The 16,650-nt window shown below is 66.2% G+C and carries 13 protein-coding genes and 2 rRNA genes; 12 read left to right on the forward strand and 3 right to left on the reverse strand.

Features of this window, described 5'->3' with window-relative positions:
* The first annotated feature begins 22 nt into the window (after nucleotides 1–22).
* Both DK254_RS16530 and rrf read left to right on the forward strand, forming a co-directional pair.
* Nucleotides 23–2,913, forward strand: a 23S ribosomal RNA gene (locus DK254_RS16530).
* A 131-nt stretch (nucleotides 2,914–3,044) separates the two neighbouring features.
* Nucleotides 3,045–3,160 (forward strand): 5S ribosomal RNA (gene rrf / locus DK254_RS16535).
* A 381-nt stretch (nucleotides 3,161–3,541) separates the two neighbouring features.
* Here the strand turns inward: rrf and DK254_RS16540 are convergent.
* Entirely contained in the window at nucleotides 3,542–4,291 is a 750-nt protein-coding gene (locus DK254_RS16540; RefSeq protein WP_109934616.1) for an ABC transporter substrate-binding protein, read from the reverse strand.
* Nucleotides 4,292–4,511: 220 nt separating this feature from the next.
* Between DK254_RS16540 and DK254_RS16545 the strand changes: the two genes are divergently transcribed.
* Nucleotides 4,512–5,351, forward strand: a complete 840-nt coding sequence (locus DK254_RS16545; RefSeq protein ID WP_109934617.1) for an SDR family oxidoreductase — start codon at nucleotides 4,512–4,514, stop codon at nucleotides 5,349–5,351.
* A 10-nt stretch (nucleotides 5,352–5,361) separates the two neighbouring features.
* Here DK254_RS16545 and DK254_RS16550 read toward each other — a convergent pair whose 3' ends face one another.
* Complete coding sequence (locus DK254_RS16550; RefSeq protein ID WP_109934618.1) at nucleotides 5,362–5,787, reverse strand: VOC family protein; 426 nt, start codon at nucleotides 5,785–5,787, stop codon at nucleotides 5,362–5,364.
* Between the two features lie 58 nt (nucleotides 5,788–5,845).
* Complete coding sequence (locus tag DK254_RS16555) at nucleotides 5,846–6,499, reverse strand: YciC family protein (protein ID WP_009615681.1); 654 nt, start codon at nucleotides 6,497–6,499, stop codon at nucleotides 5,846–5,848.
* A 171-nt stretch (nucleotides 6,500–6,670) separates the two neighbouring features.
* Between DK254_RS16555 and DK254_RS16560 the strand changes: the two genes are divergently transcribed.
* From DK254_RS16560 to DK254_RS16600, 9 genes are all read left to right on the forward strand, one after another.
* Nucleotides 6,671–7,393: a DUF2076 domain-containing protein gene (locus DK254_RS16560; RefSeq protein ID WP_109934619.1), complete on the forward strand. Its 723-nt coding sequence runs from the start codon at nucleotides 6,671–6,673 to the stop codon at nucleotides 7,391–7,393.
* A gap of 87 nt (nucleotides 7,394–7,480) precedes the next feature.
* On the forward strand, nucleotides 7,481–7,957 hold the full coding sequence (locus DK254_RS16565; protein WP_109934620.1) for an NYN domain-containing protein: 477 nt from the start codon (nucleotides 7,481–7,483) through the stop codon (nucleotides 7,955–7,957).
* A 45-nt stretch (nucleotides 7,958–8,002) separates the two neighbouring features.
* Nucleotides 8,003–9,337: a DEAD/DEAH box helicase gene (locus tag DK254_RS16570; protein WP_109934621.1), complete on the forward strand. Its 1,335-nt coding sequence runs from the start codon at nucleotides 8,003–8,005 to the stop codon at nucleotides 9,335–9,337.
* 159 nt (nucleotides 9,338–9,496) lie between these two features.
* Entirely contained in the window at nucleotides 9,497–10,315 is an 819-nt protein-coding gene (locus DK254_RS16575) for a LuxR C-terminal-related transcriptional regulator (protein WP_089389824.1), read from the forward strand.
* A 225-nt stretch (nucleotides 10,316–10,540) separates the two neighbouring features.
* A complete protein-coding gene (locus tag DK254_RS16580; protein ID WP_109934622.1) occupies nucleotides 10,541–11,656 on the forward strand; it encodes an ABC transporter ATP-binding protein in 1,116 nt (371 codons plus the stop codon).
* A 71-nt stretch (nucleotides 11,657–11,727) separates the two neighbouring features.
* Entirely contained in the window at nucleotides 11,728–12,870 is a 1,143-nt protein-coding gene (locus tag DK254_RS16585; RefSeq protein WP_109934623.1) for a PotD/PotF family extracellular solute-binding protein, read from the forward strand.
* A 114-nt stretch (nucleotides 12,871–12,984) separates the two neighbouring features.
* The gene (locus DK254_RS16590; RefSeq protein ID WP_109934624.1) at nucleotides 12,985–13,893 is read left to right on the forward strand and encodes an ABC transporter permease; all 909 of its coding nucleotides are present in this window, start codon (nucleotides 12,985–12,987) and stop codon (nucleotides 13,891–13,893) included.
* Nucleotide 13,894: 1 nt separating this feature from the next.
* Nucleotides 13,895–14,713: an ABC transporter permease gene (locus DK254_RS16595; protein ID WP_109934625.1), complete on the forward strand. Its 819-nt coding sequence runs from the start codon at nucleotides 13,895–13,897 to the stop codon at nucleotides 14,711–14,713.
* A gap of 24 nt (nucleotides 14,714–14,737) precedes the next feature.
* Nucleotides 14,738–16,207 (forward strand): aldehyde dehydrogenase family protein, encoded by a 1,470-nt coding sequence (locus tag DK254_RS16600; protein ID WP_109934626.1) that lies wholly within the window; start codon nucleotides 14,738–14,740, stop codon nucleotides 16,205–16,207.
* Nucleotides 16,208–16,650 lie beyond the last annotated feature (443 nt).

The following is a 16,650-nucleotide window of genomic DNA, read 5'->3' on the forward strand; positions in this document are numbered from 1 at the left end:
ACCAGATTGCTTGGGGTTATATGGTCAAGTGAAGAAGCGCATACGGTGGATGCCTTGGCAGTCAGAGGCGATGAAAGACGTGGTAGCCTGCGATAAGCTTCGGGGAGTCGGCAAACAGACTTTGATCCGGAGATCTCTGAATGGGGGAACCCAGCCAGCACAAGCTGGTTATCACACACTGAATCCATAGGTGTGTGAGGCGAACCAGGGGAACTGAAACATCTAAGTACCCTGAGGAACAGAAATCAACCGAGATTCCCTTAGTAGTGGCGAGCGAACGGGGACTAGCCCTTAAGCTTCTTGGAATCTAACAGAACGCTCTGGAAAGTGCGGCCATAGTGGGTGATAGCCCCGTATGTGAAAGGTTCCAGGAAGTGAAATCGAGTAGGACGGCGCACGTGAAACGTTGTCTGAACATGGGGGGACCATCCTCCAAGGCTAAATACTACTGACTGACCGATAGTGAACCAGTACCGTGAGGGAAAGGCGAAAAGAACCCCGGAGAGGGGAGTGAAATAGAACCTGAAACCGTATGCGTACAAGCAGTGGGAGCCCACGTTGTTGGGTGACTGCGTACCTTTTGTATAATGGGTCAGCGACTTATATTCAGTGGCGAGCTTAACCGAATAGGGGAGGCGTAGCGAAAGCGAGTCTTAATAGGGCGTTTAGTCGCTGGGTATAGACCCGAAACCGGGCGATCTATCCATGAGCAGGTTGAAGGTTAGGTAACACTGACTGGAGGACCGAACCCACTTCCGTTGAAAAGGCAGGGGATGACTTGTGGATCGGAGTGAAAGGCTAATCAAGCTCGGAGATAGCTGGTTCTCCTCGAAAGCTATTTAGGTAGCGCCTCACGTATCACTCCAGGGGGTAGAGCACTGTTTCGGCTAGGGGGTCATCCCGACTTACCAAACCGATGCAAACTCCGAATACCTGGAAGTGTCAGCGTGGGAGACACACGGCGGGTGCTAACGTCCGTCGTGAAAAGGGAAACAACCCAGACCGTCAGCTAAGGTCCCAAAGTTATGGTTAAGTGGTAAACGATGTGGGAAGGCTTAGACAGCTAGGAGGTTGGCTTAGAAGCAGCCACCCTTTAAAGAAAGCGTAATAGCTCACTAGTCGAGTCGGCCTGCGCGGAAGATGTAACGGGGCTCAAACCATACACCGAAGCTACGGGTGCATCGCAAGATGCGCGGTAGAGGAGCGTTCTGTAAGCCTGTGAAGGTGAGTTGAGAAGCTTGCTGGAGGTATCAGAAGTGCGAATGCTGACATGAGTAACGACAATGGGAGTGAAAAACTCCCACGCCGAAAGACCAAGGGTTCCTGCGCAACGTTAATCGACGCAGGGTTAGTCGGTCCCTAAGGCGAGGCTGAAGAGCGTAGTCGATGGGAAACAGGTTAATATTCCTGTACTTCTAGTTACTGCGATGGAGGGACGGAGAAGGCTAGGCCAGCTTGGCGTTGGTTGTCCAAGTTTAAGGTGGTAGGCCGAACACTTAGGCAAATCCGGGTGTTCAAGGCCGAGAGCTGATGACGAGCTTTCTTTTAGAGAGCGAAGTGGTTGATGCCATGCTTCCAGGAAAAGCTTCTAAGCTTCAGGTAACTAGGAACCGTACCCCAAACCGACACAGGTGGTCGGGTAGAGAATACCAAGGCGCTTGAGAGAACTCGGGTGAAGGAACTAGGCAAAATGGCACCGTAACTTCGGGAGAAGGTGCGCCGGTGAGGGTGAAGTATTTACTGCGTAAGCCCACGCCGGTCGAAGATACCAGGCCGCTGCGACTGTTTATTAAAAACACAGCACTCTGCAAACACGAAAGTGGACGTATAGGGTGTGACGCCTGCCCGGTGCCGGAAGGTTAATTGATGGGGTTAGCGAAAGCGAAGCTCTTGATCGAAGCCCCGGTAAACGGCGGCCGTAACTATAACGGTCCTAAGGTAGCGAAATTCCTTGTCGGGTAAGTTCCGACCTGCACGAATGGCGTAACGATGGCGGCGCTGTCTCCACCCGAGACTCAGTGAAATTGAAATCGCTGTGAAGATGCAGTGTATCCGCGGCTAGACGGAAAGACCCCGTGAACCTTTACTGTAGCTTTGCACTGGACTTTGAGCCTGCTTGTGTAGGATAGGTGGGAGGCTTTGAAGCGTGGACGCCAGTTCGCGTGGAGCCAACCTTGAAATACCACCCTGGCATGCTTGAGGTTCTAACTCTGATCCGTTATCCGGATCGAGGACAGTGTATGGTGGGCAGTTTGACTGGGGCGGTCTCCTCCTAAAGAGTAACGGAGGAGTACGAAGGTGCGCTCAGACCGGTCGGAAATCGGTCGTAGAGTATAAAGGCAAAAGCGCGCTTGACTGCGAGACAGACACGTCGAGCAGGTACGAAAGTAGGTCTTAGTGATCCGGTGGTTCTGTATGGAAGGGCCATCGCTCAACGGATAAAAGGTACTCCGGGGATAACAGGCTGATACCGCCCAAGAGTTCATATCGACGGCGGTGTTTGGCACCTCGATGTCGGCTCATCACATCCTGGGGCTGAAGCCGGTCCCAAGGGTATGGCTGTTCGCCATTTAAAGTGGTACGCGAGCTGGGTTTAGAACGTCGTGAGACAGTTCGGTCCCTATCTGCCGTGGACGTTTGAGATTTGAGAGGGGCTGCTCCTAGTACGAGAGGACCGGAGTGGACGAACCTCTGGTGTTCCGGTTGTCACGCCAGTGGCACTGCCGGGTAGCTATGTTCGGAATAGATAACCGCTGAAAGCATCTAAGCGGGAAACTAGCCTCAAGATGAGATCTCACTGGGAACTTGATTCCCCTGAAGGGCCGTCGAAGACTACGACGTTGATAGGTCGGGTGTGTAAGCGCTGTGAGGCGTTGAGCTAACCGATACTAATTGCCCGTGAGGCTTGACCATATAACACCCAAACAATTTGTGTGTTGGACGGTGAAGTCGACGAACCGAAAGTTCGTGAGAACCGCAAATACCTGTCACATACCCGAATCGGGATGAGCGTGTGCGCAAGCCACGGGCATCCGAAAGAATTGCTTGACGACCATAGAGCGTTGGAACCACCTGATCCCATCCCGAACTCAGTAGTGAAACGACGCATCGCCGATGGTAGTGTGGGGTTTCCCCATGTGAGAGTAGGTCATCGTCAAGCACCTATCCCAAAACCCCTGATCAGCCTGGCTGGTCGGGGGTTTTGCTTTGGCGCGGGGAAAGCCTTCCCCTGTAGGAGCGGGCCCTGCGCGCGAATCGCGGGCAGGGCCCGCTCCTACGTTGCAGGCGAGCATGGCTTCTCGTAGGAGCGAGCTTGCTCGCGAACGGTGCTTGCCGGCGACAGTCGTGTTTCGGGTTGACGCCGTTCCCTCTCCCCAGCCCTCTCCCGCAGGCGGGAGAGGGGGCCGTTCGGCGTGGCCGGGGCGTTCGGTGTCAGCCTGGAACATTGGTTCGAATACGCAATCGTAGGGCGCATAACGCCCCAAGCGTTATCCGCCGTCGGCCCCCACACCAGACCCACCGGCGCGACCCTGCTTGCCCCTCAGTTCAACTCGACCTTCTCCCCCTTCGCACTCAACTGCTCGAACGCCTGGTCCAGGCGCTGGCGGAGTTGTTCGGCGTCGGGCGTACGGCGGGAGACGATGAGCTTGAGCGGCAGGCGGTAGAGGGTGTCGTAGGCCAGCGGTGGCAGGCCGGCGGCGTTGCGGGCTTCTTCGACCGGGGCCTGGTAGTCCAGCAGGTAGTCGCCGCGGTCGCGCAGCAGCATCTGCAGCGCTGCGTTGTGGGTGGTGGTGCGGTGCACCTCCAGGTTCAGGCCGGGGTCGTCCAGCAACTGGGTGGCGGGCCGCCAGTAGCTGTAGCCGCTGATCAGGATCACCCGGCTGCCGGCCAGCCCCTGGGGCAGGTGAGGGGCGGGTTGGGAGGCCAGGCGATAGAGGTTGAGGGTGACCTGGCCGAGCACGTGCTCGCACTCCAGGGTGCTTTCGGCCAGCTCGGGCTTGCCGGGCGCCCCGGCCCACAGCTGGACGCTGCCGTCGCGCAGGCCCTGGTAGAGGCGGGCACTGGGCAGGGCCCGGAGTTCGGCGCGGTAGCCGGCCTGGCGCAGCAGCTTGCGGATCAACTCGGCACCTTCGCCCTGGGTGCTGCCGTCATCGTCGGTATAGATGTACGGCGGGAACTCGTAATAGCCGACCGCCAGCGACTGGGGGCCACCGGCAGGGCCTGGCAGGGCATGGGCCAGCGACGCCGGAAGCAGCGACGAGGCCAACGGGAGCAGGAGTTTCTTGAGCATTGCTGCGCCGCACCTTTATCGTTCTTGTGTTGGTGTCTGTATTGAGCATGAGTCGCCAACCGGGGCTTGTCCAGTCCGTGGCCGGCAAAGCGGCGGTGACATTCCCGGGCTGCGACCAGCGGCACAGGTGGCGGCCGGCCGAGCCTTCGCCGCGCTCCCCGGGGGGCTATGCTTGAGGGGCGCCCGGCACCGCCGCGGCGCCTGGCCGAGGGCTCCGCACATGCCACGCAAGGTCTTCTCCAGCAAGGTCTACCTGCACAAGACGGTCCTGGTGACCGGTGGCTGCTCGGGCATCGGCCGTGCGCTGGTCTTGCGTTTCGCCCAGGCGGGCGCCCGGCCGGTGATCCTCGACCTGGACCAGGCCGCGATCGACAGCCTGGTGCAGCACCTGCAGCAACACCTCAACGTCGAGGCGCTGGGGCTGCGTTGCGACATCACCGACCCCGCAGCGGTGGAGCAGGCCGTGGCCGGGGCCATCGAGCGCTTCGGCGGCATCGACGTGCTGGTCAACAATGCCGGCATCACCCACCGCAGCCTGTTCGCCGAGACCGACCTGAAGGTGTTCCAGCGGGTGATGGCGGTGAACTTCTACGGCGCCCTGCATTGCACCCGGGCGGCGTTGCCCAGCCTGATCGCCCGCCGGGGGCAGATCGTCGTGCTCAGCTCGCTCACCGGCTTCGCCCCCTTGCTCTATCGCAGCGCCTACAACGCCAGCAAGCACGCCCTGCACGGCCTGTTCGACACCCTGCGCATGGAGCTGGAGGGCACCGGCGTCTCGGTGACCCTCGCCTGCCCCGGCTTTACCGCCACCGACCTGCGCAAGAACGCCCTGGTCGGCGACGGCTCGGTGATCCGCCAGCCGGCCGCGGTCCTGGGCAGCGAAGTGGCCTCCCCGCGCGACGTGGCCGAGGCGATCTACCAGGGCGCCCTGCAGCGCAAGCGCTTGCTGGTGCTGTCCAACGTCAACTGGCGCGCGCGCCTCCTGGCCCGCTACTGCCCCTGGCTGTTCGAACGCCTGCTGGTGCCGCGCCTGTCCGGGCTGAAACCGGGCCAGCGCTGAGCCGCGCCCCTCAGTGGGTGTGCGGTATGGCCTTGCCCAGGTCCCAGAAGGTGGCCTCGATCTTGTGCCCGTCCGGATCGCGGACGAAGCAGCCGTAGTAGGGCTCGCCATAGTGCGGGCGCGGGCCCGGCGCGCCGTCGTCGTGGCCGCCCTGGGCCAGGGCTGCTGCGTGGAAGGCATCCACCGCTTCGCGGCTGCCGGCGATGAAGCCTATGTGGGTACCGTTGCCGACACCGGCCGGCGCGCCGTCCAGCGGCGTCTGCACCCAGAACTCCGGGAACTCGCGGCCATAGGCCACGGCGCCGGGGTGCTCCATCACCCGGCGGCAGCCGAGCGTGGCCAGCACCGCGTCATAGAAGGCGCGGGCACGGTCGTAGTCATTGGTGCCGATGGAAACGTGGGAAATGCAGCTCGGCGGGATGAGGTCGTCGCTCATGGCAGCTTCCTGGCGCGGTCGGGAGGGACAAGGTTAGCCGCCCGCGCCGGAGTCTGCCTCAGGCTTCCTCGCGCTCGGGGCCGAGGATGTAGATGCGGTAGGCGGCGACGGTCAGCAGCAGCTGGAAGAAGCCGCTGAGGGCGCTGAGCGCCAGGCTGTAGCCGAGGGCGTTCTCGCTCAACTGCTCGATCCAGCCCTGCAGGGCCCAGGTGGGGGCGAGGATCACCAGCACGGTGGTGAGCAGCAGGAAGAAATGCCCGCCGGTGAGGCGGAAGCTCTCGCGCATGGCGTCGATAGGGCGCAGGCCGCGCTTGACCAGCAGCACCTCGGCGAAGGCTAGCTTGATCATCACGTAGATGCCCGGCAGCACCATCAGCGACAGGCCGATGACGATCAGCAGCGAACTCAGCGCAGAGAGCAGGGCGAAGGCCGGCCACAGGCGCAGCGCCGCGCGCCACAGCTCGCCGACGCCGCGCTGGCGGCCCTCGCCGAAGTCCACCAGGTAGAGCAGCAGGCTGGCGGTGTAGATGGGGTAGAAGATCAACCCGGCGGCCATGCCCCAGGGCGCGAACTGCTGGGAATTGGCGGCCATGCTCAGCTGCTGCTGGGTGAGCGTCTCCAGGACGATCCAGGGCAGGCAGAGCGGCAGCAGCGTGCCGATGTGGCGGCTGAAGAAGTACCAGGTGTCGCGCAGGATGGAGATGGGATTCATCGGCTCGTCTAGAAGGCCAGGTGGCAATCGACTCTAACCCAAGCCCGGCGGCCCAGGCCAGAGCCCCCGATAGCGCGGATGAAGAAGATTTCATCGGCCGGAACTTGTTTTTTCGCCGGCCGATCCAATCTTGTGATCGTTCCCACCCCCGGTGCTCACTCGAGGCCCCAGATGAATTCCGAAGAGCAAACCCTGATCGATGGCCTGTTCACCCGCCTGCAGGAAGCCGAGCGGCAATCCGCGCCGCGCGACGCCCAGGCCGAGGCGCAGATCAACCAGCACCTCGTGCGCCAGCCGGCCGCGCCCTACTACATGGCGCAGGCGATGCTGATCCAGGAAGCGGCGATCAAGCGCCTGGACCAGCGCGTGAGGGAGCTGGAGGCCCAGGTCGCCAGCCTGCAGCAGAACCGCCCCAGCAGCGGCGGCTTCCTCGCCGGCCTGTTCGGCGGCGGCCAGCGCGAGGCGGCGCCGCAGCCGCAGCAGGCGCAGCAGCGCCCGGACGGCTGGGGCCAGACGCGCTTCTCCCAGCCCGGCGGCAATGCCGGCTACGCCAGCAACCCCAACGACTTCCGCCCCGCCACGGCGCAGGCTGCGCCCGCCCAGGGCGGCGGCTTCCTGCGTGGCGCCCTGCAGACCGCCGCGGGCGTGGCTGGCGGCATGGTGGTGGCGGACCTGCTGACCAACATGTTCCACCACTCGCAGCCGCAGGAAATCGTCGAGGTGATCCAGGAACAAGTGCCGGCCGAGCAGCCCGCCGGGCTGGACGACTCCGGCCAGTCCTTCCTCGACGGTGACCGCTACGCCGACAACGGCTTCACCGACACCAACTACGACGATGGCGGCTTCGCCGACGACTCCAGCTTCTTCGATGACGACGGCGACATGTTCAGCTGAGCGGATGCCCCGCGCCGACGACGCGGGGCTGGCGGCGCGGCGGTGGGCTGCGATAATGCGCGCCCACCGCCTGATCCGGAGCCGCCGTTGAAAACCCTCGCCCTGTTCGCCGATGTGCAGAACCTCTACTACACGGTTCGCCAGGCCTACGGCTGCCATTTCAACTACGCCGCCCTGTGGGCCGAGTTGAGCCGAGAAGGCCGCATCGTCGAGGCCTACGCCTATGCCATCGACCGTGGCGACCCCCGCCAGCAGCAGTTCCAGCAGATCCTCCGCAACCTCGGCTTCGAGGTGAAGCTCAAGCCCTACATCCAGCGCAGCGACGGCTCGGCCAAGGGCGACTGGGACGTGGGCATCACCATCGACGTGCTCGACGCCGTGGCGCGGGTGGACGAGATCGTCCTGTGCTCCGGCGACGGCGACTTCGACCTGCTGCTGCAACGCGTCCGCGCCCAGGGCAAGGCGGCCACCGCCTATGGCGTGCCCGGCCTGACCGCCCAGGCGCTGATCCGCGCGGCGACGCGCTACGTGCCCATCGAAGGCGAACTGCTGCTGCGCCACTAGCGGCTACAATGCCGGCCATTCCACCTTCCGTTGCGTGAGTGCTCCATGACCTTCGCCGCCCTCGGCCTGATCGAACCCCTGCTGCGCGCCCTCGACGGCCTCGGCTACCAGACCCCGACGCCGGTGCAGGCCCAGGCCATCCCGGCGGTGCTCAAGGGCCGCGACCTGCTGGCCGCGGCGCAGACCGGCACCGGCAAGACCGCCGGCTTCGCCCTGCCGCTGCTGCAGAAGCTGCTGCAGGAAGGCCCGCAGGTGGCCGCCAACTCGGTGCGCGCCCTGGTGCTGGTGCCCACCCGCGAACTGGCCGAGCAGGTGCACGACAGCTTCCGCGCCTACGGCCAGCACGTGCCGCTGCGCACGGCGGTGGCCTACGGCGGGGTGAGCATCAACCCGCAGATGATGAAGCTGCGCAAGGGCGTCGACCTGCTGGTGGCCACCCCCGGCCGGCTGCTCGACCTGTACCGGCAGAACGCATTGAAGTTCGGCCAGCTGCAGGCGCTGGTGCTGGACGAGGCCGACCGCATGCTCGACCTGGGCTTCGCCCGCGAGCTGGAAGAGGTCTTCGCCGCGCTGCCGGCGCGGCGCCAGACCCTGCTGTTCTCCGCCACCTTCTCCGAGGTCATCCGGCAGATGGCCAAGGGGCTGCTGCGCGACCCGCTGACCATCGAGGTGGCGCCGCGCAACACCGCGGCGAAGACGGTGAAGCAGCACCTGGTGCCGGTGGACAAGAAGCGCAAGGCCGAGCTGTTCCTGCACCTGCTGCACAGCCGGGGCTGGCGCCAGGCCCTGGTGTTCGCCAAGACGCGCAAGGGCGTCGACGAACTGGTCGGCGTGCTCCAGGCCGAAGGCATCGCCGCCGACTCCATCCACGGCGACAAGCCGCAGCCGGCGCGCCTGCGCGCGCTGCAGCGGTTCAAGGACGGCGAGGTGGACTTCCTGGTGGCCACCGACGTCGCCGCGCGCGGCCTGGACATCGACCAGATGCCGCTGGTGGTCAACTTCGACCTGCCGATCGTCGCCGAGGACTACGTGCACCGCATCGGCCGCACCGGCCGCGCCGGCGCCAGCGGCCAGGCCCTGTCGCTGGTGTGCGCCGACGAGGTGCAGCAGCTGGCGGCGATCGAGACGCTGATCGGCCAGACCCTGCCGCGCCGCGAGGAGGAGGGATTCGAGCCGGACCACCGGGTGCCGCAGACCGCGCCCGGCGGCCAGGTGCTGAAGAAGCCGAAGAAACCCAAGCAGCCCAAGGTGCCCGAGGCCAGGCCGGGCAAGATCCACCTGGGCGACCTGCTGGCCGACAAGCCGCAGGTGAAGGCGGTGCGCAAGGCGCCGGGCTTCGCCAGGGCGCCGGCGGGCAAGGGCAAGCCGAAGGGCCGCTGAGGGGCGGGGCGCCTCGTGCTGGTGCGCCGGCCCGCTGGCCTTCGCGCTGCGGGCCGCGGCTGGCGGGCTTTCAGGATACTGGCGCAAAACCTGCATTTCCGTGCGCAATTCTGAACGCCTATAGTGTGTGCACCGCGCACACAACAAGAACGACAGCCTATGCGCCACAAGGAACTCAAAGCCTGGACCGGCGGGCTCGCCCAACTGCTCCCGCTCGCCCCCGGACGCCCGCGCCTGCTCGGCCTCAGCCAGTGGCTGCAGCAGGCCTGCCCGGTGGACCACTTCGTGCTCTTCGTCTACGAGGGCAACCACCGCCCGCTGGATTTGTTCGACACCTTCCCGGCGGACGTGCGCCACGTCTACGTGCAGGACTACCAGGTCGGCCCCTACCTGCTCGACCCCTTCTACCTCGCCTGCACCCGCAACCAGGCGCCGGGCCTGTGGCGCCTGCGCCAGTTCGCCCCGGACCACTTCTACCTGGGCGAGTACTACCAGACCTACTACCAGCAGACCGGCCTGACCGAGGAGATCGCCTTCTTCGTCGACCTGGCCGGCGGCGCCAAGGCGGTGCTGTCGCTGATGCGCAAGGCTTCGAGCCCGGCCTACAGCCGCGACGAGATGCAACTGCTGGACTGCGCCCGCCCGGCGGTGGAGCAGGTGGTGCGCGAGGCCTGGGAACTGCGCCGCGCCCAGCCGCGCCCGGCGCAGGACCTGGACTACAAGATCCGCGAGGCCTTCGACCAGTTCGGCGCGCAGCTGCTCACCGCGCGCGAGCAGGAGATCGTCCAGCTGCTGCTGCGCGGCCACTCCAGCGCCTCGGTGGCCGAGCAGCTGGACATCAGCCCCGGCACGGTGAAGATCCACCGCAAGAACATCTACGCCAAGCTCGGCATCGGCAGCCAGTCGGAGCTGCTGGGCCTGTTCATCCGCGAGCTGGCCGGCCAGGACGATGCCGGCGAGATGCGCGCCACGGGCTGATCGCCGGTAGCACAGGAGAGGTGCCGGCCTGCCGGCCGGATCGCGGATGAGATCCGCTCCTACGGTTCCAGGGAAGCACAGTCGTAGGAGCGGACCTTGTCCGCGATGGCCAGGCGTTCCGGCGCGATTCGCGGCCGGCCTATCCCCCGAGGGATATATACACCCCGAAAGCCCCATTGCTAGCGTGACCGGCAACAAGAACAGCCACTGAAGGGGCGTGCGGCGATGGACTCCAGCCAGGCTTTCGACATCGAGTTCCGCAACGTGGTCAAGCGCTACGGCAGCGTGCAGGCGGTCAACGGCCTGAACTTCAGGGTGCGCCGCGGGGCCTTCCATTCCTTCCTCGGCAGCTCCGGCTGCGGCAAGACCACCACCCTGCGGATGATCGCCGGCTTCGAACAGCCCAGCGAAGGCGAGGTGCTGCTGGCCGGCCAGGCGGTGGCCGGGGTGCCCGCGCACCGGCGCCCGGTGAACATGGTGTTCCAGCACTACGCGCTGTTCCCGCACCTGAGCGTGGCCGAGAACATCGCCTATGGCCTGCGCTACCGCACGCCGCGCCCGGACCGCGCCGCGCAGTGCCGGATGGCCGACGAGGCGCTGGAGATGGTGCGCCTGTCCGGCTTCGGCGCGCGCAAGCCCCACGAGCTCTCCGGTGGCCAGCAGCAGCGCGTGGCCCTGGCCCGTGCGCTGGTCAACAAGCCCACCGTGCTGCTGCTCGACGAACCCCTGGCGGCGCTGGACCGCAAGCTGCGCAAGGAGATGCAGTCGGAGCTGCTGCGCCTGCAGCGCGAGGTCGGCATCACCTTCGTGCTGGTCACCCACGACCAGGAAGAGGCGCTGTCGATGAGCGACAGCATCAGCATCATGAAGGACGGCCTGATCATCCAGACCGCCAGTCCCGAGGCCCTCTACGAAACGCCGGCGAGCCGCTACGTGGCCGACTTCATCGGCGAATCCAACCTGTTCGGCGGCACCGTGCGCCGCGTCGACGGCGGCCGCGTGGTGCTCGCCACCGCCGCCGGCCTGGAGCTGAGCAGCCCGCAGACGCCCACCGGCCCGGCCCTGGTGCCACAGAGCGAGGGTTGCATCGCCGTGCGCCCGGAGCTGGTCGGCATCGCCGCCGCCGGCGCCGAGCTGGCCCGCGAGGTGCGCCTGGGCGGCAGCGTGGAAGACCGCATCTACCTGGGCAACCTCACCGAATACCGGGTGCGCACCGAAGCCTTCGGCATCGTCTGCGTGCGCGTGCCGCGGCAGGGCGCCGAGGCCGGCGCGGCCTTCGAGCACGGTGCGCGGGTGCAGGTCGGCTGGAACCAGGCCAGCGGCCTGGCCATGGGCCTCTGAGCAATGCGGCTGCGCCCGGCGCGGCCCTGGACGATCCAACCATAACCACAGCAGACAGGCGGGGAGTGACGATGGACAAGAAGAGTTTCATCAAGACGATGCGCAGTTGGGAGAAGGGTTCGATCACCCGCCGCGAGTTCCTCGGCCGCACCGGCCTGGGCCTGGCGGCGGCGGTGGTGGCGGCGAACACCCCGGGCCTGCTGCTGGGCAAGGCCTATGCCGGGCAGAGCGGCAACCTCGGCGACCGCGTGACCCTGGCCACCTGGCCGAACTACCACAGCCCGGAGAACTTCGAGGCCTTCGCCAAGGCCACCGGCGCGCGGGTGCAGATGAACGTGTTCGGCTCCAACGAGGAGATGCTCGCCAAGCTGCAGGCCGGCGGCAGCGGCTGGGACGTCTTCGTGCCGACCAACTACACCATCAGCACCTACGTGAAGCTGGGGCTGATCGAGCCGCTGGACCTCTCGCGCATCCCCAACTTCGAGCCCGCGGCCTTCGAGGAACGCTTCATGGCCCAGGGCACGGTGGACGGCAAGGTCTACGCAGTGCCGAAGAACTGGGGCACCACCGGCATCGTCTACGACGCCAGCCGGGTCAAGGGCAGCCCGGACTCCTGGAAACAGTTCTGGGACCTGACCCTGACCAGCGCCTCGGGCCGCACCATCGTCCACGACTACCAGCTCACCGCCATCGGCAACGCCCTGAAGTACTACGGCTACAGCTTCAACTCGGTGGACGAGAAGGAACTGGCCGACGCCGAGAAACTGCTGATCAAGGCCAAGCCGCACCTGTTCGCCATCAACTCCGACATCCAGCCCTCGCTGCGCAACGGCGACGCCTGGATGGCCATGGCCTGGACCGGCGACGCCTCGCAGCTGCACCGCGACAACCCGGACATGACCTTCGTGCTGGGCAAGGAGGGCGGCGAGATCTGGAGCGACTTCTTCGCCATCCCCAAGGGCGCCGAGCACCGCGACGCCGCCTACGCCTTCATCAACTACCTGCTCGACCCGCAGCACAACAAGCTGGAGGTCCTGGCCCACGGCTACCCCAGCGGCGACAAGCGGGTGGACGCGCTGCTGCCCAAGGAGATGCTCGACGACCCGATCATGTACCCGGCGGCCGAGCGCCTGTCGCCCCTGGAGTTCGGCGCCGCGGCGACCCTCACCAGCCCGGCGCGGGCCGAGCTGATGGCGCGCTTCAAGGCCGCCTGAGGACGGCCCTTCGTAGGCGCGAGCCCGCTCGCGAACAGAGCCGTGCCGAAGCGGTTCGCGAGCAAGCTCGCTCCTACGGGGGCTCCGTGCAATTCCATGCGTAGGGAATCGAACATGAACATCGCTGTCAGCGCCCCCCTGCAGGCCGCTGCGACGCCCGCGGCCGCACCGGCGAGAAGCCTCGGCCGCCGCGTCACGCTGCTCCTGCTGCTGCCTTCCACCCTGTGGTTCCTGCTGTTGCTGCTGATGCCGCTGGTGATCATCCTGGTCTTCAGCTTCGGCGAGCGCAGCGCCGTGGGCGGCTACGGCGGCGGGCTGACGCTGGAGAACTACCTCAACCTCGGCTCGCGCGCCCAGGCCTTCTGGAACACCCTGACCCTGGCGCCGCTGGGCACCCTGGCCTGCCTGCTGGCGGCCTACCCGCTGGCCTACTTCCTGGCGGTGAAGGTGCGGCGCAACAAGTCGCTGCTGCTGACCCTGGTGATAGTGCCGTTCTGGACCAGCTTCCTGATCCGCACCTACGCCTGGATCTTCATCCTCAGCGGCAAGGGCATCCCGGCGCTGCTGGAGAGCCTGGGGATCGCCGACGTGCGCCTGATCAACACGCCCTGGGCGGTGCTGATCGGCATCGTCTACGGCTACCTGCCGCTGATGGTGTTCCCCATCTACGTGACCCTGGAGAAGCTCGACAAGCGCCTGCTGGAAGCCTCCGGCGACCTCGGCGCCAGTGCCTTCGAGACCTTCCGCCGGGTGACCCTGCCGCTGTCGGCGCCGGGCGTCATCACCGGGGTGATGCTGGTGTTCATCCTGCTCATGGGCGAGTTCCTGATCCCGGCGATCCTCGGCGGCGGCAAGGTGTTCTTCGTCGGCAACGCCCTGGTCGACCTGTTCCTGCAATCGCGCAACTGGCCGTTCGGCAGCGCGGTGGCCATGACCCTGGTGGCGATGATGCTGGCGATCATCGGCCTGTACCTGAAACTCGCGGCGCGCTACGGCGGGCCGCGCAACGACGGGGTGCTCTGAGATGTGGCTGCGCAGCTATTCGACCTCGCTGTACCTGTTCCTCTACGCGCCCATCGCGCTGATCATGCTCTTCGCCTTCAACGCCGGGCGCAGCGGGCTGAGCTTCCAGTGCTGCTCGGTGCAGTGGTTCGGCCGCGCCTTCGGCAACCCCTTCATCATGGAGGCCCTGGGCAACAGCGCGCTGATCGCCCTGTGCTCGGCGCTGATCGCCACCTTCTTCGGCACCCAGGCGGTGTTCGGCCTGCAGCGGGTGGGCAGGCGCGTGCGCCTGCTGTTCGATGCGCTGACCTACTGCGCGATCATCGTGCCGGGGATCGTCATCGGCATCGCCACGCTGATCGCCTTCATCACCCTGTTCGATCTGCTCAACCCGCTGCTGCTGGCGCTGGACATGGGCCTGCCGAAGCTGCGCATGGGCTTCCCCACGGTGGTGGCGGCGCACTCGCTGTTCACCATGGCGCTGGTGATGGTGATCGTCCGCACCCGCGTCGAGGCCATGGACAAGGCGCTGCTGGAGGCCTCCGCCGACCTCTACGCGCCGCCGCTGGAGACCTTCCGCCGGGTGACCCTGCCGCAGATCGCCCCGGCCATCCTCGCCGGCTTCCTGCTGGCGTTCACCTTCAGCTTCGACGACTTCATCATCGCCTTCTTCGTCGCCGGCTCCGAGACCACGCTGCCGATCTACATCTTCTCCTCGATCCGCCGCGGCATCACCCCGGAGATCAACGCCATATCCACCGTGATCATCTGCGCCTCGCTGGCGCTGCTGTTCACTTCCCGCTACCTGCAGAACCGCCGCGCCGGCGTTCAGGCCGCCTGATGGCCGCAGACAAGGAGACGTGCGATGCGTGACCAGCTGTACATCAATGGGCAATGGGTCAGCCCGGACCTGGGCGGGACCTTCACCAGCTTCGACCCGGCGACCGGGCGGCCGCTGCGCGAGGTGCCGGCGGCCACCGAGGAAGACGTCGACCACGCCGTGCGCGCGGCGCGCCAGGCCTTCAACCGTGGCTGGGGACAGAGCCGCGGCGGCGAGCGCGCCGAGTGGCTGGAGGCGCTGGCCGACGAGCTGGAACGCAACCAGGCCGGGCTGGCCGAACTGGAGGTGCGCGACAACGGCAAGCCGCTGCCCGAGGCGCAGTGGGACGTGGCCGACGCCATCGGCTGCTTCCGCTACTACGCGGAGCTGGCACGCGAGCTGGACGGCCGCCAGGACCAGGCGCTGGCCCTGCCCGACGAGCGCTTCCGCTGCCGCATCCGCCACGAGCCGGTGGGCGTGGCCGGGCAGATCATTCCCTGGAACTACCCGCTGCTGATGGCCGCCTGGAAGGTCGCCCCGGCCCTGGCGGCCGGCGCCACCTGCGTGCTCAAGCCCTCCGAGCTGACGCCGCTGAGCGCCCTGGAACTGGCCGCCGCGGCCGACGCCATCGGCCTGCCGGCCGGCGTGCTGAACGTGCTGCCGGGCCTGGGCGGCGAGGCCGGCGGCCCGCTCGCCCAGCACCCGGGGGTGGACAAGCTGGCCTTCACCGGCAGCGTGCCGACCGGGGCGAAGATCATGTCGGCGGCGGCCCGGGACATCAAGAACATCAGCCTGGAGCTGGGCGGCAAGTCGGCCTTCATCGTCTTCGACGACAGCGACGTGGAAGCGGCGGTGGAGTGGATCCTCTTCGGCATCTTCTGGAACCAGGGCCAGGTGTGCAGCGCCACCTCGCGCCTGCTGGTGCAGGAAGGCATCGCCCCGCGGCTGCTGGAACGCCTGGTGGAAGCCACCCGCACCATCACCATCGGCAACGGCCTGCAGCCGGGCGTGCTGCTCGGCCCGCTGGTGAGCCAGGGGCAGTACGACAAGGTGCTGGGCTTCATCGACCAGGGCAAGGCCTGCGGCGCCCGCCTGCTCACCGGCGGCCGGCGCCCGGCGGGGTTGCCCGAGGGCTGGTTCGTCGAGCCGGCCATCTTCGACGAGCCGGCGGAGAACGCCATCATCTGGCGCGAGGAAATCTTCGGCCCGGTGCTCTGCGTGAAGCGCTTCAGGACCGAGGCCGAGGCCCTGCGCCTGGCCAACGACAGCCGCTTCGGCCTGGCCGGCGCGGTGATGTCCGGCGACCCGCAGCGTGCCGCGAGGGTGGCCGACGGGTTGCGCGCGGGGATCGTCTGGGTCAACTGCTCGCAACCGACCTTCACCCAGGCGCCCTGGGGCGGCATGAAGCAGAGCGGTATCGGCCGGGAGCTTGGGGTGTGGGGGCTGGAGAACTATCTGGAGGTGAAGCAGGTGACGGAGTATGTGTCCGACCAGCCTTGGGGGTGGTATCTGTAGGGGCGGGCTTGCTCGCGAACGGAGCTTCCCGGCGATTCCGCTGCCTTGGCCTGGCTCCGCTCCCTCTCCCTAACCCTCTCCCTGAAGGGAGAGGGGACCGTTGGGCATGCTCGGGTATTTCGGCGTCAGCCGGCTAGCACAGAGACTACCGGCTGAAACCAAGCCTCCTCTCGGCACGGACAAGCCCCCTCTCCCTTCAGGGAGAGGGCTGGGGAGAGGGCGCTCTTGAGGATACACACCGAACCTACCCGGCAGAACGCCGTTCGCGAGCAAGCTCGCTCCTACAAAAAGTCACGCCCCGCTCAATAAGGGAGGGGGGATCGTTCGGTGTATTTGGATGTTCCAGCGTCAGCCGGCTAGCACAGAGACTACCGGCTGAAACCAAGCCTCCTCTCGGCACGGACAAGCCCCCTCTCCCTTCAGGGAGAGGGCTGGGGAGAGGG

This window comes from Pseudomonas sp. RW407 (assembly GCF_003176655.1).
Lineage (GTDB): Bacteria > Pseudomonadota > Gammaproteobacteria > Pseudomonadales > Pseudomonadaceae > Pseudomonas > Pseudomonas delhiensis.

Bases quoted from the DNA above. Each gene is read 5' to 3' on its own strand.
- DK254_RS16540 (WP_109934616.1), bottom strand. From the start codon at position 4,291: ATGCTCAAGAAACTCCTGCTCCCGTTGGCCTCGTCGCTGCTTCCGGCG.
- DK254_RS16545 (WP_109934617.1), top strand. From the start codon at position 4,512: ATGCCACGCAAGGTCTTCTCCAGCAAGGTCTACCTGCACAAGACGGTC.
- DK254_RS16570 (WP_109934621.1), top strand. From the start codon at position 8,003: ATGACCTTCGCCGCCCTCGGCCTGATCGAACCCCTGCTGCGCGCCCTC.
- DK254_RS16555 (WP_009615681.1), bottom strand. From the start codon at position 6,499: ATGAATCCCATCTCCATCCTGCGCGACACCTGGTACTTCTTCAGCCGC.
- DK254_RS16600 (WP_109934626.1), top strand. From the start codon at position 14,738: ATGCGTGACCAGCTGTACATCAATGGGCAATGGGTCAGCCCGGACCTG.
- DK254_RS16595 (WP_109934625.1), top strand. From the start codon at position 13,895: ATGTGGCTGCGCAGCTATTCGACCTCGCTGTACCTGTTCCTCTACGCG.
- DK254_RS16560 (WP_109934619.1), top strand. From the start codon at position 6,671: ATGAATTCCGAAGAGCAAACCCTGATCGATGGCCTGTTCACCCGCCTG.
- DK254_RS16575 (WP_089389824.1), top strand. From the start codon at position 9,497: ATGCGCCACAAGGAACTCAAAGCCTGGACCGGCGGGCTCGCCCAACTG.
- DK254_RS16580 (WP_109934622.1), top strand. From the start codon at position 10,541: ATGGACTCCAGCCAGGCTTTCGACATCGAGTTCCGCAACGTGGTCAAG.
- DK254_RS16550 (WP_109934618.1), bottom strand. From the start codon at position 5,787: ATGAGCGACGACCTCATCCCGCCGAGCTGCATTTCCCACGTTTCCATC.
- DK254_RS16590 (WP_109934624.1), top strand. From the start codon at position 12,985: ATGAACATCGCTGTCAGCGCCCCCCTGCAGGCCGCTGCGACGCCCGCG.
- DK254_RS16585 (WP_109934623.1), top strand. From the start codon at position 11,728: ATGGACAAGAAGAGTTTCATCAAGACGATGCGCAGTTGGGAGAAGGGT.